General features: G+C 47.1%; 23 protein-coding genes and 1 tRNA gene. 11 read left to right on the top strand and 13 right to left on the bottom strand.

Going from position 1 to position 25,564, the window contains the following annotated elements; genetic code table 11:
- Positions 1-86 precede the first annotated feature (86 nt).
- The 8 genes from LEP1GSC061_RS01550 to LEP1GSC061_RS21610 all read right to left on the bottom strand — a co-directional run bounded on the left by LEP1GSC061_RS01550 (position 87) and on the right by LEP1GSC061_RS21610 (position 8,174).
- Entirely contained in the window at positions 87-1,949 is a 1,863-nt protein-coding gene (locus tag LEP1GSC061_RS01550; RefSeq protein WP_016543828.1) for a PAS domain S-box protein, read from the bottom strand.
- Positions 1,950-3,229: 1,280 nt separating this feature from the next.
- Positions 3,230-3,303 (bottom strand) — tRNA-Ile (locus LEP1GSC061_RS01555).
- Positions 3,304-3,347: 44 nt separating this feature from the next.
- Complete coding sequence (locus tag LEP1GSC061_RS01560; RefSeq protein ID WP_016543560.1) at positions 3,348-3,845, bottom strand: hypothetical protein; 498 nt, start codon at positions 3,843-3,845, stop codon at positions 3,348-3,350.
- Positions 3,842-4,336: an LIC_11959 family protein gene (locus LEP1GSC061_RS01565; RefSeq protein WP_016543606.1), complete on the bottom strand. Its 495-nt coding sequence runs from the start codon at positions 4,334-4,336 to the stop codon at positions 3,842-3,844. The genes LEP1GSC061_RS01560 and LEP1GSC061_RS01565 overlap by 4 nt, the downstream gene beginning before the upstream one ends.
- Positions 4,337-4,339: 3 nt before the next feature.
- On the bottom strand, positions 4,340-5,767 hold the full coding sequence (locus tag LEP1GSC061_RS01570; protein ID WP_040507568.1) for a HEAT repeat domain-containing protein: 1,428 nt from the start codon (positions 5,765-5,767) through the stop codon (positions 4,340-4,342).
- Entirely contained in the window at positions 5,700-6,191 is a 492-nt protein-coding gene (locus tag LEP1GSC061_RS01575) for a response regulator (protein WP_040507570.1), read from the bottom strand. The genes LEP1GSC061_RS01570 and LEP1GSC061_RS01575 overlap by 68 nt, the downstream gene beginning before the upstream one ends.
- A gap of 96 nt (positions 6,192-6,287) precedes the next feature.
- A complete protein-coding gene (locus LEP1GSC061_RS01580; protein ID WP_232218342.1) occupies positions 6,288-7,262 on the bottom strand; it encodes a 6-hydroxymethylpterin diphosphokinase MptE-like protein in 975 nt (324 codons plus the stop codon).
- Between the two features lie 414 nt (positions 7,263-7,676).
- Complete coding sequence (locus LEP1GSC061_RS21610; RefSeq protein ID WP_016543803.1) at positions 7,677-8,174, bottom strand: hypothetical protein; 498 nt, start codon at positions 8,172-8,174, stop codon at positions 7,677-7,679.
- 130 nt (positions 8,175-8,304) lie between these two features.
- On the opposite strand from LEP1GSC061_RS21610, the gene LEP1GSC061_RS01590 reads away from it, so the two are divergent.
- The 11 genes from LEP1GSC061_RS01590 (at position 8,305) to LEP1GSC061_RS21615 (ending at position 21,058) form a co-directional block, all read left to right on the top strand.
- A complete protein-coding gene (locus LEP1GSC061_RS01590) occupies positions 8,305-8,943 on the top strand; it encodes a TlpA family protein disulfide reductase (protein WP_016544135.1) in 639 nt (212 codons plus the stop codon).
- Positions 8,940-9,635 (top strand): type 1 glutamine amidotransferase, encoded by a 696-nt coding sequence (locus LEP1GSC061_RS01595; RefSeq protein ID WP_016543382.1) that lies wholly within the window; start codon positions 8,940-8,942, stop codon positions 9,633-9,635. The genes LEP1GSC061_RS01590 and LEP1GSC061_RS01595 overlap by 4 nt, the downstream gene beginning before the upstream one ends.
- A gap of 72 nt (positions 9,636-9,707) precedes the next feature.
- The gene (gene secA, locus LEP1GSC061_RS01600; protein ID WP_016543703.1) at positions 9,708-12,425 is read left to right on the top strand and encodes a preprotein translocase subunit SecA; all 2,718 of its coding nucleotides are present in this window, start codon (positions 9,708-9,710) and stop codon (positions 12,423-12,425) included.
- Positions 12,422-12,901, top strand: coding sequence for a hypothetical protein (locus LEP1GSC061_RS01605; protein WP_016543579.1), 480 nt, complete (start codon positions 12,422-12,424; stop codon positions 12,899-12,901). Before secA ends, LEP1GSC061_RS01605 begins: the two co-directional genes overlap by 4 nt.
- A 150-nt stretch (positions 12,902-13,051) precedes the next feature.
- Positions 13,052-13,360 (top strand): hypothetical protein, encoded by a 309-nt coding sequence (locus LEP1GSC061_RS01610; RefSeq protein ID WP_016543734.1) that lies wholly within the window; start codon positions 13,052-13,054, stop codon positions 13,358-13,360.
- Positions 13,361-13,472: 112 nt separating this feature from the next.
- Positions 13,473-14,888: a TolC family protein gene (locus tag LEP1GSC061_RS01615; protein WP_016543605.1), complete on the top strand. Its 1,416-nt coding sequence runs from the start codon at positions 13,473-13,475 to the stop codon at positions 14,886-14,888.
- A complete protein-coding gene (locus LEP1GSC061_RS01620) occupies positions 14,885-15,880 on the top strand; it encodes an efflux RND transporter periplasmic adaptor subunit (RefSeq protein WP_016543328.1) in 996 nt (331 codons plus the stop codon). Before LEP1GSC061_RS01615 ends, LEP1GSC061_RS01620 begins: the two co-directional genes overlap by 4 nt.
- A 5-nt stretch (positions 15,881-15,885) precedes the next feature.
- Positions 15,886-16,647, top strand: coding sequence for a hypothetical protein (locus tag LEP1GSC061_RS01625; protein WP_016543326.1), 762 nt, complete (start codon positions 15,886-15,888; stop codon positions 16,645-16,647).
- Positions 16,644-19,940, top strand: a complete 3,297-nt coding sequence (locus LEP1GSC061_RS01630) for an efflux RND transporter permease subunit (RefSeq protein WP_016544114.1) — start codon at positions 16,644-16,646, stop codon at positions 19,938-19,940. The genes LEP1GSC061_RS01625 and LEP1GSC061_RS01630 overlap by 4 nt, the downstream gene beginning before the upstream one ends.
- A gap of 156 nt (positions 19,941-20,096) precedes the next feature.
- Entirely contained in the window at positions 20,097-20,498 is a 402-nt protein-coding gene (locus tag LEP1GSC061_RS01635; RefSeq protein WP_016544102.1) for a hypothetical protein, read from the top strand.
- Positions 20,499-20,914: 416 nt separating this feature from the next.
- Positions 20,915-21,058, top strand: a complete 144-nt coding sequence (locus LEP1GSC061_RS21615; RefSeq protein ID WP_016543750.1) for a hypothetical protein — start codon at positions 20,915-20,917, stop codon at positions 21,056-21,058.
- Positions 21,059-21,246: 188 nt separating this feature from the next.
- On the opposite strand, the gene LEP1GSC061_RS01640 is transcribed toward LEP1GSC061_RS21615, so the two are convergent.
- The 5 genes from LEP1GSC061_RS01640 to LEP1GSC061_RS01660 all read right to left on the bottom strand — a co-directional run bounded on the left by LEP1GSC061_RS01640 (position 21,247) and on the right by LEP1GSC061_RS01660 (position 25,544).
- Entirely contained in the window at positions 21,247-22,857 is a 1,611-nt protein-coding gene (locus LEP1GSC061_RS01640; protein WP_016544058.1) for an outer membrane beta-barrel protein, read from the bottom strand.
- A 298-nt stretch (positions 22,858-23,155) separates the two neighbouring features.
- Entirely contained in the window at positions 23,156-24,442 is a 1,287-nt protein-coding gene (locus tag LEP1GSC061_RS01645; RefSeq protein ID WP_016543909.1) for a CCA tRNA nucleotidyltransferase, read from the bottom strand.
- Complete coding sequence (locus LEP1GSC061_RS01650) at positions 24,442-24,789, bottom strand: hypothetical protein (protein ID WP_016543420.1); 348 nt, start codon at positions 24,787-24,789, stop codon at positions 24,442-24,444. Before LEP1GSC061_RS01650 ends, LEP1GSC061_RS01645 begins: the two co-directional genes overlap by 1 nt.
- A 66-nt stretch (positions 24,790-24,855) precedes the next feature.
- Positions 24,856-25,245 carry a ribonuclease HI family protein gene (locus LEP1GSC061_RS01655; RefSeq protein WP_016543318.1) on the bottom strand — a complete coding sequence of 130 codons (390 nt, stop codon included), beginning with the start codon at positions 25,243-25,245 and terminating at the stop codon, positions 24,856-24,858.
- On the bottom strand, positions 25,242-25,544 hold the full coding sequence (locus tag LEP1GSC061_RS01660; RefSeq protein ID WP_232218343.1) for a hypothetical protein: 303 nt from the start codon (positions 25,542-25,544) through the stop codon (positions 25,242-25,244). Before LEP1GSC061_RS01660 ends, LEP1GSC061_RS01655 begins: the two co-directional genes overlap by 4 nt.
- Between the last annotated feature and the right edge of the window lie 20 nt (positions 25,545-25,564).

Here is a 25,564-nt window from a genome sequence, read left to right on the forward strand (position 1 = left end):
CTGAATGGCAATCGGGAATTATAAGTCAGGGATGCTCAAAAAATAGGCAGGAGGGCGGAACCGAATCCTTATTTTTCGGTCCCGGATCAGTCGATTTCATGGTTCTTTGCGGGAAATCTAATGCTCAGTTTTTTTCCTTCTTTCCGATTCCACTGTATCGTGCCCTTTAATTGCTGAACCAAAAGTTGAACGAGTTGCAAGCCGGATCCTTCGGAGGAATCCGGATGGAAACCCTCCGGAAAAGGAAGTCCGTCGTCCCAGATAGAGAGGTAGATAATTCCATTTTCCTTATATAGATCCGCATAAACGCTCCCGGTTTGGTCGGAGGGGAATCCGTATTTCAATATATTCGTAATCAATTCGTTGACGATTAGGCCGATGGGGACCGCGCTTTTCGCTTCGATTTTTAGGAACTCCAATCTTTGCCGTAATAAAATCCTTTCCGGATCCACTAAGAAGGCCTTGAAAAGGGTAGAGATGATTTTCTCGATATATTCGTCTAGGCGGATACGATTCGAACTTCCGGAGGTATAGAGCTGGTCGTAAAGACTCCCTATGGAATGGATTCGATTCACTATGCTATCCAGGGTGGTTTCTACCACTTCGTTTTTGGATTTATTCCCGGAGATTTCCACGATGCTTGCGATCATATTGATGCTGTTTTTCACTCTATGCTGGAGCTCTTTAAACAGAGATTCCCGTTCTTCCAGATCTTGGGACAATGTTTCTACCGCCAGTTTCACCTCGGTGATATCCACACAGGAGCCTATGAAACCGGTAAAAACCCCGCTTTCGTCCTGGATAGGAAGCCCGTTGTCCTGGATCCATCTCCATTCTCCTTTTCGATTCCGAAGGCGATAACTCATCTGGAAGGGGAGTCTCGCTTCGAAATGCTCGTGGTAGATCTGGATGCATTCTTCTAAATCTTCCGGGTGGACTCCTTGCGCCCAGCCGTCTCCCATTTCTTCTTGCATGCTTCTCCCTGTGAACTCCAGCCAGGTCTGGTTGAACCAGTCGCATTTTTTATCCAGACCGGCCATCCAAATCATGACCGGAGCCGCATTGGCGACTCTTCTGAATCTAGTTTCGCTTTCTCTAATATTCCTTAAAAGCCTTTGTTCTTTTGTGATGTCCCGAAAAACGAGTACGGAACCGACGACGAAGCCTCTTTCCGAACGAATCGGAGCGGAGGTGTCGGAAATGAAATATTCCTGTCCGTTTTTGGAATAGAGAAGCGTTTCCCGATCCAATCCGATCAGTCGCTTGGAAGGGCGGGCGGCGTCGATCGGGTTGCGAAGCCGTCTACCTGTTCGGGTATTGAAGACTTTAAAGACTTTTTCGATCGGTTCGCCGATCGCATCATGGAGATTCCAGCCAGTTAAGGACTCCGCCACGTAATTCATATTCGTAATATTTCCTAGCTCGTCCGTGGAAATGACTCCGTCGCCGATGGATCTTAGAGTTGCCTCCAGTAGTTCCTGATTTTCTTTCAGTGATTCTTCGCTTCTTTTCAATCTTAGGTGGGATTCATAGAGTTGGAACGCCATCTTGATGGATGCGAGTAGTACATTCTCCCCGGAATCCTTGACTACGTAACCGTAGGATGTGATTTTTTCCGTCTTAGCCACGACTTCCGGTTCCGTATGACTGGAAAGAAAAACGATCGGAATATCCCGGACTTGCAAAATTTTTAATGCAGCTTGGGTTCCGTCCTCTTCTCCCCGCAAATCGATATCCATGAGTATTAAGTTTATCGAATAATCATTTAAGGCCAGATCCGTCGCTTCCTTTGCGGAATAGGCGGTAAGAACTCGAAAGCCGCATTTCTCGAGCCTTTGCGATTCGGAAAGAGCGATGATCGCCTCGTCTTCCACGAGGAGGATGGTCTTCCTACCGCTACCTTTTTCCAAAAAATCAGGTAATAGAATATGTGCTTCACTCTGGATCATTCTTTTTCTCGAAAATATTATGTCATTAAATTGTCTAATATGAATTATTTTGACACATTTTGCCATGGAAGAAGGACTAGGCAAGCAAAACTGACCGCTATAATTAAATTAGCGAGGGAGCTGCCAGAAACTAGGAGGCAAGCGCCTTGTTTTAGTGCTTTATAAACTTTTTATGTCGCAAAAAAAGAAGGAGGTACTACATCCCCATCGAGATAGAGGGCGGACGGCTTCGTTTCAGATCACGGTTTAGGGCGGATTCTCGTAAAAGCGAGAACCGAGCTCTTCGCTCCAATCTGGGCCGCAAGGCGCCCCAGGATTTCCGCTTCGATCTCTTCCGCGGGCTGCAATATTGAGAGTTAGTGATAGAATCGAAAATGGAAATCGATTCCTAGTGAACCGAATCTCATCACGAAATTCTAAATTCTATCCGGGGATGAAAGAATGGAGCTTATATTTAAGATCTTGAGGTAATACGTAAATATCTTCAAAAAAAGTCGGCTTTCTTTGAAACGACTCGAAAAGTAGATCATTCGGTGATACGTAACTTTTTCAAAAATTTTCCCGCAAGCCCGCCCCCCACCCGGGCGGGGGGATTTTATATGTAGGAACTTTTATGGTGGAGCGAAGGGAACCGCAATAGGGAAATTTTAACCTACCGCAATGAACTGGCTATAAGAGGGCCTCGAAAGTTTTCACCGGCAGAGATTATGTGTCCGAGAGTTATCATACGACGAGTTGCCGTTACGCAGTTTGCCATCCTGGCAAACTTGGCTCCACGGCGTCTTTGGCGACGCTCTCTTCCGCAGCGACCCTAGAAGCGAGGAAACGACCACCGTAGGTGAGTCGGTGACATCCGAAGGATGGCAAACTCCATGCACTCTGTTAGACACCAACAGAGTCGTCACGGATCGCTGCAAATGCTTTCGCACAAAAGCTTCAAGTCCTTCTGGACTTTGTTTTTGATTTTTGGGAATTCTTTCTTGGGTTTCGCAGCGACTTTAGGAGCGAGAAAGCGACCGTTAGAGTCGCTGACCATAGGTCAATGTGTGAAGGACTTGAACCTTCGACCTGGAAGACAATGGGTTTATAGCGATGAATGGACTTGCCGTTACGCAGTTTGCCATCCTGGCAAACTTGGCTCCACGGCGTCTTTTGTGCGCGCTTCACCATCCCTGGCTCGCGGCGCATTTGCGACGCTCTCTACGGATCGCTGCAAATGCTTTCGCACAAAAGCTTCAAGTCCTTCTGGACTTTGTTTTTGATTTTTGGGAATTCTTTCTTGGGCCCAGAAGGACTTGAACCTTCGACCCGCAGATTATGAGTCTGCCGCTCTAACCAACTGAGCTATAGGCCCGGAGGCTCCAGTTTTTTACGGGTGGGTCGGGTTTCAAGCGGATTTTATGGATTGGGGTTCAAGTATCGGGTGTAGTCGTAGAACCAGGTACGCAGATCTTGGCGTTCTTTGTAATAGGCGATGTAGACTGTGTAAGCTTGGTCCCTCTTCCGGAGTAGATAAAAGATGATTTGTAAGGGGTTTCCACCGGAGACATCTTCCTTGGTCCACCTCCAGATTTCGATCTCGTCGGAGGAAAATTTTTCCGGCGCTTTTTCCGGAAATACTGCTTCTAAGGACTTGTTGCCGGTTTCCTCGTCCCCGGCCCGGTCTAGTTTTCTCCAGACCACCATCCAGGGTCTGTCTTTGAGAGGAACCGCTCTCCACCTCTTTCTGGATTCGGTTCGAACAAGCGCCTTTTCCGGAAAATCGATTTGTAGGAAGTTCTCTTTGAATTTTTCCCCCACCTGGTAGACTTTCTGGTCCGGATCCAAAGGAACCGAGAATGCTGAGTAGGTTATAAGAATGAGAATCGGGAAGAATGTCCCAGAAAAACGGATCAAAGTAGAATTTCCTCTAAAATCAACTCCTTGTATTGCTTGAGCTGGAAGACCGGAACGGATTGTTTACCTTTCTTCTCTTCCAGAGTTTCTTCTCCCTTTTTCTTAAATTTTTGGATCGTATTATTCTCAAAAATCAGAAGGCCCAAGTATTCCCCGCTTACTTCGTAGGGCGCCCCTCCGGCGAGTCTGGAAACATATTTCCTCAACCGTCTATCGAATTTATTCTCCCTATATTTATAATATACCATATGCCCGTTCCAATCATAGAACACGGCATAATTTCCTTGGATACCTTGGTAGAATAACTTCAGATTTTCCGGAAAATCGGGCTTAGATTGGGTAAGTCCTTCTTTGATGTCCAGGGTGCGAGCTTCCTTGAGAGGAATCGTTCCTCTGTAGGTATTTCCCGCAGGTTCTCCTAGGACGGTTCCGGTCCAGCTTAAGATTAGAATCGCTAATAAAGCCAGGATTTGGAAACGACCGACGAACATGACTTAGTCGTTTTCCAGGTCCTCGGATTCCGGTCCGGAAGGTTTTCCACCGCCACCGCTTCCGCCTCCACCGGAGCTAGGACCTTCTCCTCCTCCAGACGAGGATCCGCTTCCGCTTAAAGGAACCGGATTGTTGGAAGAACCTTCTCCATCGCTACTAGGGCGGGATCTTCTGGAACCTCCCGATTTTCGAATTCCTCCCTTGGAGGAAGAATCGGACGCTTTCGGATCCGCACTCGGCGGAACGAAATTCGGATCCAATTTTTTGCGCAACTGGTCCAGCGCGTTCTGGGCCGCACGCTTCACCTTCTCACTCGGATCCCTTTGGGCCTTGTATTCTAAAATTTCGATCACCGCCGGATCTTCCGTTTCCGCCAAATGCTTGATGGCCCGGAGTCTCACCATCGCGTCGTCGTCTCTCGCGAAGGAATATAATTCCTCTATGATTTCCTTATCTCCCAGAGAGACGAGTGCGGTAATCGTGTGTATCTTTAGCGCCTGGTAATCCTGGATATCGTTTTTGGATTTTAGATTACGGATCTTATCGAGTAGTTCCCGAAGAGGAGAAACGGCCGCTGAGGATTTGATCTTACCTAAAGCGTTCACGGAATAGGCTCGAATCGTAATCGGTTCCTTTTCGTCTTTTACCGTCGCGATGAGCAGGTCCTCCACGGATTTGTTCTTCACTTTACCGAAATATAATGCAATTTGAGCCCTTACTTCGGGGTCATTGAATTTTTCCTGGAACCTCGCTTCTAAAATCGAAGAGGCTTCGCTTGCGTTCGGAAATTCGGACAGTGCGTCTATGAGTGCGACTAGGAAATTGGAATTCTTGGTGAAATCCTGGGATTTGAGTAGATCCGTCATCGGAGCCACTCCGGATTCGAGTTTCAGCTTTCGGATCACATAGACCGCTTCCTTTTGCACATCCTGTTGGTCGTGTTTCAGTAGCGCTACGATTTTATCCTCGAATTTATTGAGTCCTAAAATCCCGGAGATTCTAAGAGCGTAAATCCGCATGGACCAGTCCGGATCCCTGGAAAGAATCACTCCGATCTGATCGTATAATTCTCCCGCTTCTTCCTTGGGGAAATCCTCTAATTCGCGGATGGCCGAGGCTCTTTCCTTGGTGGTTCCGTATTTTAGAATTTTCGCAAGAACTTCCTTTTTCTTTTTAATCTGCTCTTCGGTGTATTTCGGTTTGGGCGGTGCTTCCTTAGCGCCCAAGGAGGTTCCGATTATTATACCGGTAACCAGACAGATTCCGGCAAACAGTCGAACGGATTGGGAAAAGGATAGAGCGGATCGGGATTTTAGACGATTCTTTCCAGAAAGACCGAGGCGATCGTTTAGAGTAATGGACTTACTCTCCGCTTTGTTGCAGCTTCCGGTTTTCTTCTTCGAGGTCCTTGATTCTTCTGTTAAGTTCATTGATTAAGTGTTGATTCTCCAGGTTCTGCCGGAACTTTTCGATCAGGGATCGGATATCGTTCGTTAGATCCTCTATATTCCAAGGTTTTTCCACGTATCGGCTCAATCCGCCGAAATTTATGGCGTGAATCGCCGAATCTAAGCCTGCCTGTCCGGTGAGCAGTATCTTGATCGAATCGGGAGAACGTTTATGTACCGATTCTAGGAACTCGGCACCTTTCATCCCGGGCATTACCTGGTCGGTAATGATGACTTCGATCACGAATCCGGATGCCTGGATCTCATCCAGTAGGGCCAAGGCCTCTTCGGCGCTCCGGGCAGTTTCGATTTCGTGCGTTTTTCCGAACTCGTTATGAAGTTGCTCCTGGAGTGTTTCCAGTACCGACACTTCATCATCGACACAAATAATATAACCTTTATTCATAATCCTAAGACCGATTCGGCCGTCTGGCTCCCGGAACTAGAGACTTTGGAGATTTCTCCAAGAATGTCAAGTAGTAAGAATACGGAACTCTCAGGGCTAGGTCCGTTCCCGATCCTGGACCCGTTCTAGTTGCCTGACTTCCCTGGGAACCAGGTCTCGTATATCTTGTGGAATTTCCGGGATCTCCCGGATCCAATTCCTCCATTCCGGAATCGTTCCCGGAAATTCGGAACCTAACTTTACCAAAGAATTTTCCCAGCCGGAGAGACCTTGCGCATTCTCTCGGATCGAAGAAAGAATTGGGATGGGGCTCCAAGAATGCAAAGAATCCAGTACGACCGTTCTCGTTTTCCAACGGGATTCCGGGGAATATCTCGCTGAATAGAGACTCCTTTTTCGATTCAAAAAAAATCGATCGTATCTTTCGTAACCGCTAGACTTGCAATGAGTCTTTCCCGCTTCTCGGGTAAATCCGACTCCTTTCATACAAACCGCTCCGGCTCCCAAGGCCTGCAATGCGGAGACCGCTAGTCCCGCCACGTTCAGGATAGGATTTTCTAGGATGGGGGCCCCGGGATAATACCTGGAACCTAAGATCTGGTCCAAAGGATGTGTGGATAGATACAGAATTTTCGGATTTTCTAAATCAAAAATTTTTGTGGATCCGCCTAGCCAGGTCAGTATGGGAATCTCTTTCGGGATCTTTTCCGGAAAATGGTAGGAAGTCCCAAGACCGCTGTCTATGGATAGAATGGCATCCGGACGAATCCCATTCTCCAATAGAAATCCCAAAGACGTATCCGAGGAAAGAAGGAATACATTTTTTCTATGCTTCCGAATCCAGGGAATTTCGGATTCTAATTCGGGAGAGGCTCCTAAAAAGCAACCGATCCGATCGGGGCTCGTACTTTGTTTCTTAGCAAGAATTCTATACTTGTCTTTGTTCCGACTCGTGATTTCCAAATGCCGGAAAAAATTTCTCACCCAAAGTCTTCCGTATTCGTTCTTTGCGAGGATATTCTGGCGGTCCAATCTTCGATTCTGAAAAAAATCCAGAATCTCTCGGCTCAACTCGGGATACCTTCTTAGGTAATTGGGATGGATGATAACTCTAAGGCTTCGGATTCCCGGCGGAAGCCAGGCTTCTTGTTTGAGATTTTGAAAATTCTTCCAACCGAAGAAGGGAATATGGCCTTTCCATTCTTCTTTGCAGGATTCGGGGAGAAGGGACTCTATTTCTCCGAACGGCTCGAGTAGTAGCAGGGAAGTCGCCGGATTTTTCGTTTTTAGGTAAGAAGAAACATGGTATCCGCAACCGACTCCTACTAGGATAAATAGTTCGTCTGTAGGGAGATTTTGGGGGAAAGAGGAGGAAATTCTCTCTCCTTCTTTTCGAGGATCATGGGTAGAATGGAGAAAGGAGGAGGAATTCTCCTCCTTGATATTGAAACTGCCGTCGGATTGCCGGACTAAAAGAAAGATAGACTACTCCTCGTCGTCTTCCTCGGTATCTTCGTCCTCGTCCTCATCGTCGTCCGAATCATCCTCGTCTTCATCTTCATCGTCGTCCGAATCGTCTTCGTCATCGTAGGAACTTTCGCCTTCTTCTCCGTCTTCCATATCCATGAGAGGTTTGGGAGTCTCTTCCGGAATGAAGTCTTCTTCCATATCCTCTTCTGCGATCGGGGCTTGGGGAGCTTCGAAGAGCCCGTTGAATTGGGAATAATTTGCTCCGGAATTCTGAGCCTCTTGCTCGATGGCAGCTCTTTCTTCCTTGGTTACGTATTTGTACTGAACTTCTTCGTTGGAAAGTGCAAACATGGCCTGAACGGCGAGTTTTCTTCCTTTGATTTTTTTAGGGAGTTCTAGTCTGTCGATTCTATCCAGAATTTGGAAGCCAGCTACGGCTCTTTCATACTTGTTTTTTTTGGCCAGCTCGATTAATGTTACAATATCGAATTCTGAATTCTGGTTTTGGGTCATTTTGTCTTCCTGCGAGGGGATAGAGGCCTTAGAAACTACCATCATTCTCGATTTACGTACTCTGTCAATCCCTTATATCCTTGTTTATTCCTTGAATTCCAGGGGGAAGCTACGATTTTGGTAATCGCCAATGGATTCTCAGTGTAACTCCGATTCCAGGCCTAGTTTCCCCCGTTTTCTGGGGAGTCTCTTCCGCCTACAACTCATTTCGGTCCTCGTTCTCGTCTCTCTGTTAGGAGTCTGTGCGCCTTCCGAGCAATCCAATCTCGGGGTCCAGTCCTTCGAGGGAATTTCCCTAGAAGGGGAAACGGTTCGCATCTCGGATATAAAAGCCGAGAGAATCGCATTGAACGTCTACGGTCCGAACTGCCTTCCTTGTGTGAAGGAAGTTCCCGTTCTGAATTATCTGTATTCCGAACTCCAAAAGGATCCTCATATCAAACTCTATATGGTCGTGGACCCTACTTTATTCTTCGATAATCCGGAGAATATGAACGAGGACGAACTGATCCGAGAGGCGTCCGTCAAAATGAAGGAAGAGATCCGTAAATACGGGATCAAACTTCCCGTACTTATCATGAAGAATTCCTTTCGGATTTCCAGAACGGACGGACTCGTGACGGGAACTCCGGAAACTCTTTTATTTAAGAATAAGCCCTTGGTTTTATATTATAATTTCATCGGTCCGATCAGCGAAGAGGCGGATCCGACCAAGATTCCTCAGGATAAAAAGGTGCTGTTTTTCAAACGTATGGCTGGTCAATCATGAGATGTTTGATCGTTCGATTCAAGGATTGCGAGGGTCCGGGAACTCTATTAGATTCTTTGCAATCTAGAAAATACAAGATAACCTATCATAACGCGTACGATTCTAAGATCCAGCTCATGCCGGATGCTCACCAGATGTTCGATCTTTTCGTATTTCTGGGAGGTCCTCAAACGGTTCATGATCCTTCCCAGTCCGAATTCTTCAAGCCTTGGCTGCAATTGGCCTCTCATTTGGTAAGAATGAAAAATAAGAAGGTGATCGGAATCTGTCTGGGATCCCAGATTCTTGCTAAAGCCTTGGGGTCGAATGTTTACACCGGTACGAAGGGACCCGAAGTAGGATTCTCAGATGTGAAAATTTCGGATTCTTCTCTTCCTGTGTTTTCCAAACTGAACGAAAAGAAATCCTTTCCCGCATTCCATCTGCACGAGGATGTTTTCGATATTCCCGAAAATGCGAATATTCTTTTAGAAGGATCCTTCTATCCGAATCAGATGTTCGGGTTCGAGAATCGTATCTTCGGGATCCAATGCCATTTGGAAGTCACGGGTCCGATGTTGGAAGTCTGGAAAAAGGTTCACTCGGAGTTTATCTCCAAGGCTGGATGGATTCCTGGACCGGAAACGGAGAATCTGAGGTCTCAAATGGAAGAATCCGGACGAGCCTTGTTCGAAGGAATTCTGGATTTATAATATTTCCGCGAGTTCCCGGGACGTTTTTCGGGACTTTGTCATTATAGAATTGAAACGATTGATGGTGCATACATGATACAGAAAATTTTAAGGGTACTCTTCGGAAGTAAATACGAGAGAGACCTGAAACGACTCACTCCGATTGTCCTAAAAATCAACGACTTAGAGGAATCCATTCACGCTCTAAGCGATTCGGAACTTTCCGCCCAGACTAGAAAATTCAAGGAGAGGCTTGCAGCCGGGGAAACCTTGGACGATATTCTGCCCGAGGCCTTTGCTACGGTTAGGGAAGCCTCTCTTCGTAAACTGGGGATGCGCCATTTCGACGTGCAGATGATGGGAGGTATCGCTCTTCATTGGGGAAATATCTCCGAGATGAAGACCGGCGAAGGTAAGACCCTTACTTCCACATTGGCGGTGTATCTGAACGCTCTCGCAGGAAAAGGCGTTCATTTGGTTACGGTGAACGACTACCTAGCGAGAAGGGACGCCAACTGGATGAGGCCCATCTACGATTTCCTGGATTTAAGCGTAGGAATCATCCAACACGATATGGAGCATGACGATCGTAAGAGAGCTTACGGATCCGATATCACTTACGGAACCAACAACGAATACGGATTCGATTATCTAAGGGACAATATGGTCTCTCATATAGACCATAAGGTTCAGAGAGGCCATTTCTTCGCGATCGTGGACGAGGTGGACTCCATTCTCATCGACGAGGCACGTACTCCTCTCATTATCTCCGGACCTTCCGACGAATCCACGGACAAATACACCCGCATCGATAAAATCATTCCTAGACTGATCGAAGGCGAGGATTACGAAAAGGACGAAAAGGCTAAGAACGTTTTACTCACCGAGAAGGGTGTCGCTCATGTGGAAGAAATTCTGAGTATAGATAACCTATACGCTCCTCAAAACGTGGATTTAGTTCACCACGTTCACCAGGCGCTCAAGGCTCATAAGATTTTCCAAAGAGATGTGGATTACGTGGTCCAAGGCGGAGAAGTCATCATCGTGGACGAATTCACCGGTCGTTTGATGGCGGGTAGAAGGTATTCCGACGGACTCCACCAGGCGTTGGAAGCCAAGGAAAACGTTACGATCGCCAGAGAGTCCCAGACTCTTGCGAGTATTACCTTCCAGAATTATTTCCGTCTGTACGATAAACTATCCGGTATGACGGGAACCGCCGATACTGAAGCGGAGGAATTCCACAAGATCTATCATCTGGACGTGATCGTAATTCCTCCTAACGTTCCCGTACAAAGGAAGGATGCCGCCGACAGAGTCTATAGAACGGAGAAGGAAAAATTCAACGCGATTCTAAACGAAATCAAGGATTGCAGAACTTCCAAACAACCTGTACTCGTGGGAACGATTTCCATCGAGAAATCGGAAACATTATCCAAACTACTGAATCAGGCAGGAATCCCCCATAACGTATTGAACGCCAAATTCCACGAGAAAGAGGCCGAAATCATCGCTAACGCCGGTAAACCTTCCGCTGTCACTATCGCGACGAACATGGCGGGTAGGGGAACGGACATCGTTTTGGGAGGGGCCCAGTTATTTAAGGAATCCCTGGAATCCTGGACCGATTCGGATCCTGTCGTTGTGGAATTCAAGGAAGCTACTCTTCGTTCGAATTTCGAAAAAGCGGAATCCGTCGTGAATCGATTGGATACCCAGGCCAAGAAATCCAAAGCAAACGAAATCTTAGGTAACGCCAAGATCTGGAAAAAGAACCACGACGAGGTTCTGGAAGCAGGAGGCTTGCATATTCTGGGAACGGAGAGACACGAAGCGAGACGGATCGACAACCAGCTTCGAGGACGTTCCGGAAGACAAGGGGATCCGGGTTCTTCCCGATTCTATCTTTCCTTGCAGGACGATTTGATGAGAATCTTCGGTTCGGATCGGATCGCGGGTATTATGGAAAGACTCAAGATGCCGGAGGGTCAGGAGATAGAACATCCAATGGTGTCTAATGCTATCGCTCGCGCCCAGAAGCGGGTGGAAGGTCATAACTTCGATATCAGAAAGCATTTGTTGGAATACGATGACGTCATGAACCGCCAAAGGATCGTCATCTATAAGATGAGAAACGAGGTCCTGGAAGGAAAAGACGTAACCACGCTCGTCAAGGAATTCTTAGACGAGATTATAGAGGCCCAGGTCGTGCTTACCTGCGAAGGTGGAAATCCCAACGCTTGGGAACTGGAAGCCTTAAAGGAGTGGTATACCGGAATCGGTCTTCCTTGGGAAGTCGATATGGAGGAAATTAAAAAATCAAAGAATGCTCAATTAGCGATTTTTGAATTCTTAAACGAAACCGCCCAGAAGTTCTACCAAGAAAAGGCGGATCGTATCGGACCGGATGTCTGGAAGCTTCTAGAAAGAAACATCTTCCTGGATATTTTGGACCATCGCTGGAAGGAACATCTCTATTCCATGGACCATTTAAGAGAAGGGATCTGGACCGTAGGATACGGTGAAAAGAATCCTCTCGTAGAATACAAACTCCAAGGTTTCAGAATATTCGATCAAGCCATCGAGAATATGAAGGTAGAAATCGTAAGCTTCCTCATCCGAGTGGAAGTGACCGAAAAGACCCAACTCCCCGAAGAAAAAAAGGAATACAAAAAGGTAGGAGAGGAGTTGACCGGAGGTTTCCAAGCATTGCAATCCAATCGTCCTAAGAACGCGGCTGGCGAAGCTCTTCCTGTGGCTTCCGGAGGGGGCGGGTCCGAACGTAAGACAAGCCGGAGGAAAAAGAAATGAATTCCAAATGGATTTTAGCGGGTGCGTCCATTCTCACCCTGTCCCAATGCGCTTATTTCTTCGGTAATCCCGGTAGGGAAACAAAGACTCCGAAAGAGTTGTACGCGGAATGTATGTCCACCTTCTCGGATGATTCCAAGTGTAAGGAATTCGTGTTAAAATCCATTCCGGACGCTGATCCGAACTTATTGGGAGAACAGGCTCCCAGTTCGGAAGAAGGCCAGAAACTCTTAATTAGAGCCAATCTGATCAAATCTCTCCAAACCCAAAATAAACTCTATGTAAGAAATCTTTTAGGAAATCCGGACGAAGAGAAGACCATCAATAATTGGTCTCCCGGGATGGAAGAATGGGTATATTATAGGCCGATTTCTAAATTTGCGGAAGGGTCCAGGCCGGATAAGGAAATTCGAATCCGTTTCCAAAGGGGAGCCGTATTAAAGGTACTTTATACACCCCCGGATCCGATTCGTTAAGGGGTAAATCGGACCGGAGTTCCCGATTTAAGTTCCCAAATCCGGTATAATTTACCCAAAAACTTGACGAAAAATACCTCTGCTAGCATTTGACATTTAGTGCGGCGCATAGCTTACATTCTGCTCATTTTTCTCCAAGTAAGCTTGGTGATGTTCACTTCTTCATTGGAATGGTTGGAGAAGGAAGACGCAACGCATGCCCTGATTCTCGCCCATTCTTCCAAAAAGCAAGTAGCCACGTTCATAGAATCGGATCTTAAGGATACCGAGGGTCTATTCTATACCCAGGCTCGAGAGAGAGATAGTCGTCCGCTGGAATTTATAGCGGAGGAAATCTCGGATTCTCCTTGGACTCCTCTTGTTTTTCTCGTAACAAAGCTCTTCTTAGGTCCGGAAAGCCCTCGGAAATTAATTGTTTCCTTACTCCTGACCGATCTCCCCCCACCAGCAATCGTCTAGTCCGACATAATCCTCGGATTTCCTAGCATTGCTATACCCGCAATCTAAGTCCGTCCTAGGATCCCCATACTTTAAGCGAAGAAGTTAAACTTTCGGGTGATTTTGTACACTTATGAATAAGAAAATACTAGTAATTTTACTACTGGTTTTATTAGCGAGCGAATCGGTTCCCCAAGGAACGGGTTCTTCCCCCAATAATAATTCGGGGGAAGGGACTCTTTTTCCGGAAGGGAAGGCCCCGGTTTCCGTCCGAGGGGAGGAAAGAGTTCAGATCAGTCTGGATTTGGAAAAAGCCGAAGAGCTACTTTGGCGCAATAACCTCCTACTCCTCGCTTCCAAATTCGATATAGACGCCCGTAAGGCGGGAATCGAACAGGCGGGACTCTACGCGAATCCGAACATATTCGTGGATCAGAGTATTTACGCCGAGCCTACGCAACGTTATTTCGACTTTACCCGTTCCGGACAAACCGTCGTTCAGATCCAACAACTTTTCCTACTCGGCGGCAAGATCGATAAGAGAGTTCGAGTGGCGGAATTGAACGCCAAGATGGGAGAACAGGAGTTCTACGATCTGGCTCGAGCACTTCTTACAAAGTTGAGAAGGACATTCTATTTCATTCATTATTACAGGGAAGCGATCGCTTTTTACGACGGAAGCTTGATCGCTCTGGAGAAGACGGTTTCCTCCGCGGACTTGGCTTATAAGAGAAGGGCCGTTTTACAATCCGAAGTGCTTCGTTTGAAAGCGCTTCTCTTCTTCTTAAGAAAAGAAAGAGAGGATTTACGGATCAAGGTTTTGGAGAAAGAAGCGGATCTTCGGGTTCTTCTGAACGAGGAAGCCTATCTCAACCAAGAGGTAGCTATCGTTCCCATCCTGAACGTGGATTTCATCGAGAACATCACCATAGACGGATTGAAATTGGACCAGATGCTCGCTAAGGCCAGGGAATATCGTCCGGACTTGAAAAAAGCGGTCCAGGCTTTGCGTTACGAGGAAGCGAATCTGGAATTGCAACACGCGAACGCGATTCCTGACGTGGCGATCGGTCCCATGTACAATAGGGGAGGAACCGCCTTCCAGAACTATTGGGGGATCACTGCCCAGTTGAATATTCCCATATTCGATAGGAACCAAGGGAATATCAAGGCTGCCGAAAAAGCGATTCTAGTCAAAAAGCAGGAATTGAAAAATCTAATCCTGGAAGTGGAGAACGAAGTGAACGTGGCGCTTGCCACCGCAAGAGCCAAAGACGGTCTCTATCGCAAATTCAGGAACACATATACGAAGGATTATTCCGATCTCGCCCAGGACATGATACTTAGTTACGAAAAACGTTATATATCGATTTTAGAATTCGCCGATTTCTTTGAAACGTATAGATCCAGTATCGTAGAAATGCTGCGTTTGCAAACCGATCGCATGGAAGCGATCGAAGGCGTAAATTACTCTGTGGGAACGGGGCTAATCGTTCCTGCCCCAAAAAATTCAGGAGAGTCCGGTAAAACGGAAGGAGGCTCGAAATGATACCATCCTCTAAAAAATTAAGAATCGTACTGATAGTCGCGGTTGCCGCAATTTCAGCCTCCATTGTTTCGCTTGGATTCAATAAAAGCGCCAAGAAGACCGCTGCCCGTCCTCAAAAGGCGATCGTCCACGACAAGGGAGAAAGGATCGAGTTCAAGGAGAATAGTCCGGGTTTGGAGATCATCAAGTCGGCCGAAATCGGAAAGCAGGGTGAGTTCGTAAACGTAGAGGCGCCTGCTAGACTTATCGCAACTACCGCTCCTTCCGTATCCAACGGGGATCAGATCGTTTTATTCGAATCCGCTGAACTGAACGATCTCTATGTAGGTTACGTGCACGCAAAGAACAGCTTAAATCGTTCCCGCAAGAATTTGGATCGTATCAAGGATATGTTCAAACATCGGGTCGCCACGGAGAAAGATCTGGTCGAGGCGGAAACAGAAGTAAATAACGACGAAGCCGAATTCGCCGAGTTCGAAGGTAAATTGAGAGCGGTCGGTTTGAATCCGGCTCTGCTTGCGAAAGCCGCCAGCCAAACCGCCTGGATCATTTCAGACGTTCCGGAATCCCAGCTTTCCAATCTTCAAAAAGGAAAAAGAGTCAAGGTAGTATTCTCCTCCTTCCCGAATAACGAATGGAACGGAACCGCGGAGGCCCTGGGGGACAACGTGGATCCCTATACGAGAACGGTAAAGGTGCGTATCGCGATTAAGAACGAAGGATACAGACTGAAACCGGGAATGTTCGCCGTGGTTCGCTTTCCGGAAGAGACCGGAGGTAACTCGGTGGTGATTCCATTCACCTCCGTTGTGACTATCGAAGGCAAGAATTATGTTTTTGTTGAGGAGAGCCCGGGAGATTTCTTTAGACGCGAGGTGGTATTAGGCATCTCCACCCGTGAGAGAGTGAACGTTCTGGAAGGCCTCACTAAAGGGGATAGGGTCGTTGTCGAAGGCGCGATTCTCCTAAAAGGACTCAGCTTCGGATTTTAATCCCTATGAAAAGAATATTAAGTTTTATTGTTATAATATTCTTATTTTCTTTCGCAAACTCGGCGTATTCCGAGGATTATTCGAAGGAAAATAAGGAGAAGAAGGATCAGAAATCCTCGAATATCTCTCCGGACTGGAGTCCCGATCCGGATCGCAAAACTAGGTTTCGCGAAGAGAAAGAGGAGAAGGACCAACTCGCTACCAAGCCTTTACCTAAGTCCACGAACTTTTTGGTATACGGAGCAAGTATCGGATCTCCCGGAAGCATCAACTTCAACCTAGGGTATTATTACAAGGACATCGTAATCAGAGGCTCCGGAGGGCATTGGAGTCCTCATTGGTGGGGCTGGCAATTGGACTTGGGGATCAGTTTCTGGAAAACACCTGTGATCGCTCACAGCGTTTCCGTCGTACTCGGACAATTCCAAGTGGATCCTTTCGCTCCTGAATTGGGGCGAGGCGGGCAAACATCATATAGAACCGGTTCCGATATACCAGGATACCAGCATAGGGACCCGACGTATGAGGATTTGATCATACGTTCTTATATCTCGGAGCAGAATCCGACTCTGGCTGCGATTTTCGAATACCAGAGTAGAGAAAAGCAAAGAGTAGTCTTAGGTCAGCGATACATCGGCCTTACCTACGATATTCTCATGGGAAATTTCTATCTGCAGGTAGGCGGAGGAATCGGCAGCGGGGATTATAAGAATCCTCAACTCCTTATCCAACTCGGATACTTCTTCGATACGAGGTCCAGCCAATGATCAATCGCCTTATCGAATCTGTTCTCAGATTCAGAATTCCAACGCTCATGTCCGCCATTTTTATCGTTATTCTCGGGATTTGGGCCTGGACGGACATTCGGAAGGAAGCATACTCGGATATCGCCGATACCCAGGTACGTCTGATTGCCAAATTCCCTGGAAAAGCCGCAGTCGAAGTAGAGGAAAGGGTGACTCTACCGATAGAAAGGGTGTTAAATGCGATTCCTAAAGTAGCGGTTCGCCGTTCCCGTACGATCAACGGACTCGTAGTGTTCCAATTCGTTTTCGAAGACGGAACGGATGATTATTTCGCTCGTATGCGACTTATGGAGAGAGTGGCCGACGCGGATATTCCGGAAGAAGTGCAGCCCGCTCTCGGTCCCATGAGTTCTCCGGTCGGGGAAATTTTCCGTTACGTAGTGGAATCTTCCCAGAACCATACTCAGATGGAACTGCGTACCATCCAGGACTGGGTGGTCATGCCTAAGATGCTATCCATTCCCGGCATAGCGGACGTAGTAACATTCGGCGGTTTACCTAAACAATTCCACGTGGTAACTTCGCCGGACAAATTGATTCGATACAAACTTACTATCAACGACGTTATCTCGGCGATCCAGGCAAATAACCTGAATACCGGAGGAAACCTTCTACTCCAGGGGGAGCAGGGTTTTCCTATCCGCTCGTTAGGCGCGATTCGTAGTCCTGAGCATATCGAGAATATCGTGGTTAAGACCGTAAACGGGGTTCCGGTATTCGTTCGGGACCTGGCGACGGTGGAAGTTTCCCATCCGATTCCCAGCGGTGTCTTAGGATATACCATTCAAAACGATCGAGAAGGGTTGATCGACGTGGATTCCTCCGTCCAAGGACTCGTAGCGATGCGTCGTTGGGGGGACCCAAATGAGATGGGGGACCGGATTCGAGCCAAGGTTAAGGAAATTAACGAGAATTATTTACCGCAGGGTGTTCAACTTCGCACCACTTACGATCGCAGCGATCTTGTCAATTATACGTTACGCACAATAGGCCGCACCCTTTTGGAAGGCGTGATGGTCGTGAGTTTGGTTCTTATTTTCTTCATAGGAAGCGCCAAGGCGTCTCTTGTAGTCGTCGCAACCATTCCATTTGCGTTACTCTTCGCCTTCTTGCTCATGAATATGACCGGGATTCCCGCGAGTCTTCTTTCACTCGGAGCCATCGACTTCGGTATCGTCGTGGACGGGGCCGTGATCATGGTGGAAAATATCATGAGAAGATACCGGGACGCAACCCCGGCCGAGAAGAGCCGGGGGATTGTAAAGCTTACCGCGGAATCCGCGGGAGAGGTAGGGACGGAAATTCTCTTCTCTATTTTGATCATCATTCTCGCATATTTACCGATTTTCTCTTTTGAGAGAATCGAAGGTCGCCTCTTTAAACCGATGGCCTTTACGATTTCTTTCGCCATCTTCGGGGCTTTGATATTCTCCATGACCGTGGTTCCGGTAATGATGACATATCTTTTCCGCGGATACTTCGAATCCGCAACTCCCGGTCCGATCGCTTGGCATAACCCGTTCTACGGATGGGCGGAAGAACGTTATAAAAAACTGATAGAATTCCTTGTGGATAGATCCAAGAGGGTGGTAGTCTATTCCTTTACGGTCGTTATTCTACTTTTAGGAATCGGGGGATATAAGCTCGGAACGGAGTTCTTGCCCGAGATGGACGAAGGCGGATTCAATTTAAGGATCTTCTTTCCAGTGGGGATTTCCCTTCCTGAGGCGCGAAAATTCATGCCTAAGATTCGGGAAACTATCTATAAGAACGAACAAGTAAGTGTGGTTCTTTCTCAGTTGGGAAGAAACGACGACGGAACGGATCCTTTACCGCCTAACCGTTTGGAGGTCCTCGTCAGTCTCAAGGATTACGACGACTGGAAGGAAAGGATTACCAAGCAAGAACTCCTTCTCCGAATGAAAAACGACCTGGAAGCCACGTTACCCGGAGCAAGGATCAGTTTCTCGCAGCCGATCATGGATAACCTTTCGGAAGCCATTATGGGGACGATCGCGGATTTGGCCGTATTCGTTTCCGGGCAGGATTTGAAAATCATGCGGGGCCTTGCCGAAGAGATTTTAGAAATCGTAAAGGACATGCCCGGGGCCAGTGAATTCGGAATCGAGCAGGAAGCGGATAGCCCGCAATTGACCGTTCGGATAGATCGGGAGGCGGCGGCGAGATACGGAATCAACGTAAGCGATGTGCAGCAGATGGTGGAAGCCGCTATCGGAATGCAAAGAATCAGCACGCTTTACGAGGGGCCGTCGGATATTCCTCCTAAGACTCCGGCCAGATTCGGAATTGTGGTTCGCTTTTCCAAAGATTATAGAGCCTCGAAGCGTTCCATCGAAGATATGCCGATCATTTCTCCTAAGGGAGAAAGAATTCCTCTATCCCAATTGGCTAAGATCACTCTGGAAGACGGTCCTACAATGATTTTCCGCCAGGAAGGTAGAAGGACGATTACGGTTCGTACGAACGTTCGAGGTCGAGACCAGGGAGGATTCGTAAACGAGTTGCGTAAGAAAGTGCAACAGAAAATCAAACTCCCCGAAGGTTACGAGGTCCGATACGGAGGGCAATACGAAAACTTAGCGAGGGTCGGTAAGAAGCTCGCTATCGTAATCCCGATCACCGTAGCTATCATTTTCGGAGTCTTATTCTTACTTTATAGAAATTTAAAGTATGTTTATGTGGCCTTGGCCTGCCTCCCTCTTTCCTTGGTGGGCGGGATTTATGCGCTTCTGCTCAGAGGATATTATTTCAACGTATCGAGCGGGGTGGGGTTCATTTCCCTTTTCGGGATCGCGACCATGTCGGGGGTATTATTCGTTTCTAGGACGAACCACCTGCTTTTAGAAGAGCCTACCTTAACTACGAGAGAAGCGGTGAGTAAGGCGGCGGTGATTCAATTGCGTCCTATGCTCATGACCATATTGCTCGCTTTGCTCGGTCTAATTCCTGCAACGCTCGCTTCCGGGGTCGGTTCCGACGTGCAAAGGCCGTTGGCCACGGTAATCGTAGGTGGATTATTCTCCGCGATGCTACTCGTTTTGACTATTCTGCCTTCTCTCTATCTGATCGTTGTAGGCGAAAGAAAACAACTCGGCACTTCCGGGGCGGAAAAATCCTTGGCCCTTCATCCGGAAGCCTATGTTTCTCTTTACGATGATCTGGAAGAGGATACCGTTTCCAAAAATGGAAGGAAGTCCAAAACTTCCGCTTCCAAGAAGAAGGGTAAGAAGTAAGGTTATTTAAACCTCTTACCCCTCAATAAAGAAGAGCCGCTCCGTAAGGAGCGGCTTTTTTATTCTTCGGTGAGATAATCGAGCCTTACGAAAAAGGAGTGACAGAGAGAAATCTGAGATTATCCACTAACCCTCATTTAAACACAGGTGGATGACATGAACTACCCCGAAAAAATTCTCGTTATAGCAGGAGTTTTGAATCTAGCGTATGGGAGTCTTACAGGATTCGCTTATGCTTTGGCTAGAGGCAAGGCGGAGTTTCCCTCTAGGTATTTGCAAGCGGCGCATATTGGACCTTTGATGCAAGGGCCTATGCTCCTCGGACTCATACTCGCTTTCCGTTTCGCTCCTCTATCCGATTTTCTGGAATTAGTCGGAGCTTCCTTATTTGCCGCTTCTTCCGCTCTACTTGCATTAAAGGATACGGCCAATTGGTTGCAATCCGTCAAGGACGAGTTCCAGGAAAAGCCTCCTCTAGGAAAAATCCTAGGGCTTTTAGGGGTTCTCGCGAATGTGGGAGGAGTAGGGATCATCGTTTACGGAGTATTCTCCGCTTAAGAAGCGATCTCTTCATTTCGTGGGACCGAGTCAATGGGTATTCGATTGTTTTACAAAGCCGGTGCTGATGTGCGGTTGGTTAACCGGTCCGGAAGGTTGTTCCTTTGATACTTTGGAGAATGATCTGAAAGTCGGCGGCAAATACCCGTATGTCTTGCGGACCTAAGCAAATGCTCTTCGGCAGAAATGCGAGAACTCGAGGCGGGTGCGGCGGACGGCGCTCTGTCTATAACTCGATAAATTATTGTTAGAGCTTGCCTAGAAAATCCGATTCAATTGCAATAGGACGAAAAACCTAACCCCGATATTACGAGTCGATACGGGGTTTCTTTGCAAAGTTTCCAAATAAGGTATAGGTTTTCCGGAAAGGGCAAAAGTCTTTCTTTCGTCTCAAATTAGAAAGGGGACGAAGCGACATGAGCGAGGATCTAAAATCCAAGGCCCGGCAAGGGAGAAGGGGAATCTGGAAAAGATTCCTATTGAATTGTTGGGAAATTTTGCCTCACGGTTTGAGAAGGCAATTAGTCGCCATGTCCGGTCAATCCGATCTGGACTTTTGATACGCAATCCCCAGACTTTGGGGATTTATTTTAGTACTAGTTATTTTCCTGTCTCGCTTCGATGGCCCTATCTAAGATCAAAAGGTTTCCGGACCCGAGAAACTTTCCAAGGGACGCGGCCAAAATAAAAAGAGCGCCCTTTCGGGCGCCCTTCCCATACCAAATGTGTGTTGGAGCGAAAAGTTCGATTAGAACTTAGCTACAATACCCAAAGTCAGACCGTATTGGTCTTTGCTCTTCTCTCCTTGAGCGTTTACGAATTGGTAACCGTTCGCCCAGTCTCTTCTAAGATCGAGCTTGATTAACAGGTTTTCCGTAAAGTTCCAGATAGGAGTCACGGTGAAAGTCTTATAAGAACCGTAGTTGGTGTTTCCGTAGTTCGTATAATCTTTCGGCTTCAGGAATTGCAGAACTTCCGTGTCGGTAAGGCCTGCTAATTGAGGTGCGGCAGCTTTTACTGCTGCAGCCAATTCTGCATCGAGTTGTTGCTGAGCAGGGCTCAGGTAAGTGTTTGCGTTCCTGAACGGGTTGAAAGTAGTCAACTGACCGTTATTGTGTCTGTCATCCAGATACTCGAAACGGAAGTTAACACCCCACTCGTCGTTCAATTTAACCTTAATCCAAGATCCGTAAGCTCTATAAGAAGACTTGGTGTCTTTGGTAGTTACCGCGCCGCCCAGGATTTTTTCCAGGGAGTAAGGATCGGAACCGTCAGCGTTTACAAGAGAAGCTTGTTTGTTTCCTACTGCAGCTCCACCTTGTTTCTCACTCCAAGTATAATCGAGGTCGATGGTGATTCGATCGGTAGGAGAGATGGACACGATGGCGTGGTTCATGAACCAATAGTCCTGGGTGTATTTCGCTCTAGGAGCGGTAGGAGCTGGAGCTCCCAATTGATTAGCCAGGTAAGCTTGGGTAGGATCCACTACGCCGGAAGCTCCGTCTTGGGAATACAAAGTGTTCCAAGTAACGGAGAGTTTGTCTTCGATGATGGTTCCTTTAACCTGAGTTCCAATCGCTTTGTGCTGGGTAGCCGCTTCGTAGAAGCTGCTTTTCCCGGTGTTTGCTAAGCTGGAAGTAACTGTGGAGTTCGCAGGAGTAGTAGCATCATACCCGAACGTATAGTTCGGCGTAACGTAACCGGTACCACCACCACTGTTATACAGATAAAAGGTTCCTGTCCATTTGTCTGTAAATTGAGTGGTTAAGCGAGCACCGGTGTGAATGAACGGGATTGTATTTTGGAAGATGGCCCCTATCGAGTAGTTCGGGTTGTTGAAGGATTCCAAAACCTCGTAACCGATATGTGTAGCCATTTTTCCCACATCCAGAGTCATTCCCTTCAAAACAGGGAAATACATACTGATATAAGCTTGTTTCAGCATGTTCGTATTGAAGATGTTGTTGGTGCTAGCGTAAGGCGCTTCTTGGAATGCGTTGTTTTGTCCGTTTTGGAAATCAACGCGGAAACCCCAAGGACTTCCTTTTTCAGCGGTCTTTTGGATCGCTAAAGCAGCTGCGTTTACCGCAAAGTTCTTGTTGCTGGTCTCGAAGGAACGGGTTGCGTCCACATCGTTACTTTGCAGAGGGTTGTTATTGTACATATAGTACACATCCACAAAACCCGAAAACTCAACTGCTTCGTACCAATTTTTGTCCACCGGATCCGGTGCAGCCGCCGGTTTCGCCGCCGGCGGTACTTGCACATCCTTAGCTGGGGCTTTATTGGCTTGGGCAAAAGCCGATGAAGCGGATACCAGGGCTAGGGCGGCAATGAGGCTGACTGTATTTTTTCTCATCATTCTCCTAAATCTCCTATGCCCGTATATATGCAACTAGCGTGCCAGGTTGCTAAAAATCAGCAAAGAGACAAAATATGGCTTAAAAACGATTCTAAATCCAAATTAGAATGCCTGTTTTAGGTGCTTGAGAATGTATAAATTTTCTGAATGGACAGATTGTTTATAAAATAGGCATATTTCGGTATGCTTAGAATTTAGGCAGGATAGAGGATTTAAGGCTCGATTTTATATAGAAAGGGCTAGGGTGGAATATTGTAGTACCTCTTACGGAAGAATCTAGAAGTACTTTAGCGGTTTAGGGGATAAGCAACAGGAGAGATTCTTGGGTGTTCCGGCTAGGATCCTCTAAGACCGCATTTAGGCAGGTCTTTAAGACTTCTCCTAGTTGCTTAGGGGGGAGATTCGGTCTCTTCTCTTTTAGAATGTTTCCGTTTATCGCTAGATCTGCCAACACAAGGGGAGGATCGGATTTCCATTCTTCTTCCGCAGAGGGAAGCCAGAACGCTTCCTTGCCTTGGATCGCCTTCCAGAGAATCGCTAACTCGTTGTACCAAACCCGGATTTCCTTTTTTCCAGCAAATTGTGCGATCGGATGTAATAGAAGTCTTCTGAGTTCGGATCTAAGTCTCAATTCTTCCTCTTTTTCCAAAAGAGAATATAATGTTTTTATCAAGAATAGGGATTCTTTGGTTCTTTGATTGGAGAATTTCAGGTTCTTAAAGAATGTAAGCGTCTCCGTTTCTATATGGCTTCTTTCGAATGCGGAATGTAGGAAGAATGCCAACCGGATCCGGTCCGGCTCGGAAGGCAATCCGGAGAATGCGTCCCTGTCCCAGGCCCATTCTTTCGAAGAGAACGGGTACAATTTCGCAGGTGTGAATAATTCCAGAATTCCGAACTCCTTTAGCAATTCTAGAGAAGGAGCGGGGTTCGGGCTCTTTAGGATTTTCAGGAATTCGTCATGGATTCTTTCCGGAGAAACCTTGGCGGTGATCGGTTTGCAAGTAAGGATCGCTTCCGCGGTTTTTTCTTCGAGTCGGAAGCCTAGGCTAGAAACGAATCGGATCCCTCTCACGGGTCTAAGGCCGTCCTCCGTAAATCGAGCGATCGGATCCCCGATGGTTCGGATGATTTTTTTTCGGATATCCTCCTGGCCTTCGTGTTCGTCTATAAGCTCTTTCTTTAATAGATCCAAGGCGATCGCGTTCACCGTAAAGTCCCTTCTTCTCAGATCCTCGCTCAGACTCACTCCGAAATGCACGGTTTCGGGTCTGCGTCCATCCACATAATCCTCGTCTTTCCGAAAAGTGGTGAGCTCATAGCTTCTGTCCTTCATTAGAACGGTAATCGTTCCATGTTTGATTCCGGTAGGAACAGTACGGGGGAACGACTTTTGGACGATTTCCGGTAAGAGGGAAACCGCTAGATCATATTCATGAGGAATCTTGCCTAGGATCAAATCCCGTACGGAACCTCCTACTAAGTAAGCGTTTCCTCCTTTTTCGGAGACTATATTGGAAATTTGCAGAAGGTCTTCTAAGGAAGTAGAAGGAATGGAGGAGATCAGTTTTTCGGGATGCATTATTGGACGAATTTCTTCCAGAGGGGAAGGTATTTCTCCTTAAGTTCCGGATTTTTAGAAAGAAGGTCTTCCACTTTTTTCCGAGTGGCTTCGTCTACGGATACTCTTAAGAAAGGAAGACTAGCTTGCTCGGATAAAATCCGATCGATTTGATCGGAAGCCTGAGACCAAGCTTCTCCGCAAATTTCTTTGTATTCCGATTCCGGGTGTTCCTGGCAAAGAAGCGCAAGCTCCAAGAACTTACCTTCCTTTTTCAAGTTCTCCATCTGGCCGAGAATATTTCCCTTACAGGATCCCGCCAAAAATCCTAGAACCGAAAGTAAGACGATCGTATGAGAGGGTCGCATCTAAAAAGAGATTCGGACGAAGAAGCGGAAGTGGAAACCATTTTTTGGTTCTTTCAGGTCCGGGTCTTAAAAAGCCATATTGGCGAGTTTATCCGCCCTTTTGTTTTTTTCTCGGGGAACGTGTTCGATCCTAAAGGACTTTAATTTGGAACTTAAGGCTCGGATTTTATCCTTGGCAATTTGCAGATGGGGGGATTTGACTTTGTATTCTCCTCGGAATTGTTTTACCACCAATTCCGAATCCAGGAACGCATGCACTTCCGTCGCTCCCGCGTCCAAACAATATTTGAGCCCTGCCTCTAAGGCCGCCCATTCCGCAGTATTATTGGTGCCGTCCGGAATTCTTTCCGAGATCGTATGGATTTCCTCTTCTCCGTCAAGGATGGAGACTCCGATAGAAGAGGGGCCCGGGTTCCCCTTGGACGCCCCGTCGCAATAGATTCGAAACGATTTCAATTTTTTCCTTTTTCGGTTCCTTGGGGGAATAGGAGGGATATAGGTTTCCAAACCAAGATATAACCTAAAAGAATGAATAAGGATACGATAAAAGAAAGGATCCCGAGTAAAAAGGATTGGCCGCTTCTAAACGCTCGGTCGAACTCCATAGGAAAGAAAATCCCTCCTAGCAAACAAAGGAATCCCAATAAAAGAAACGCGAATAAGGCCCAAGGAAGGGCGAGAAAATAGAATAGGTAGCTGAAGGCGGCAAAGCCGAATGCCAGTCTGTATGCGTTCCAACGAGCGAATTGATCCATAAATAATCGGAATACCATCT

The organism is Leptospira wolffii serovar Khorat str. Khorat-H2, assembly GCF_000306115.2.
GTDB classification, from domain to species: Bacteria; Spirochaetota; Leptospiria; order Leptospirales; family Leptospiraceae; genus Leptospira_B; species Leptospira_B wolffii.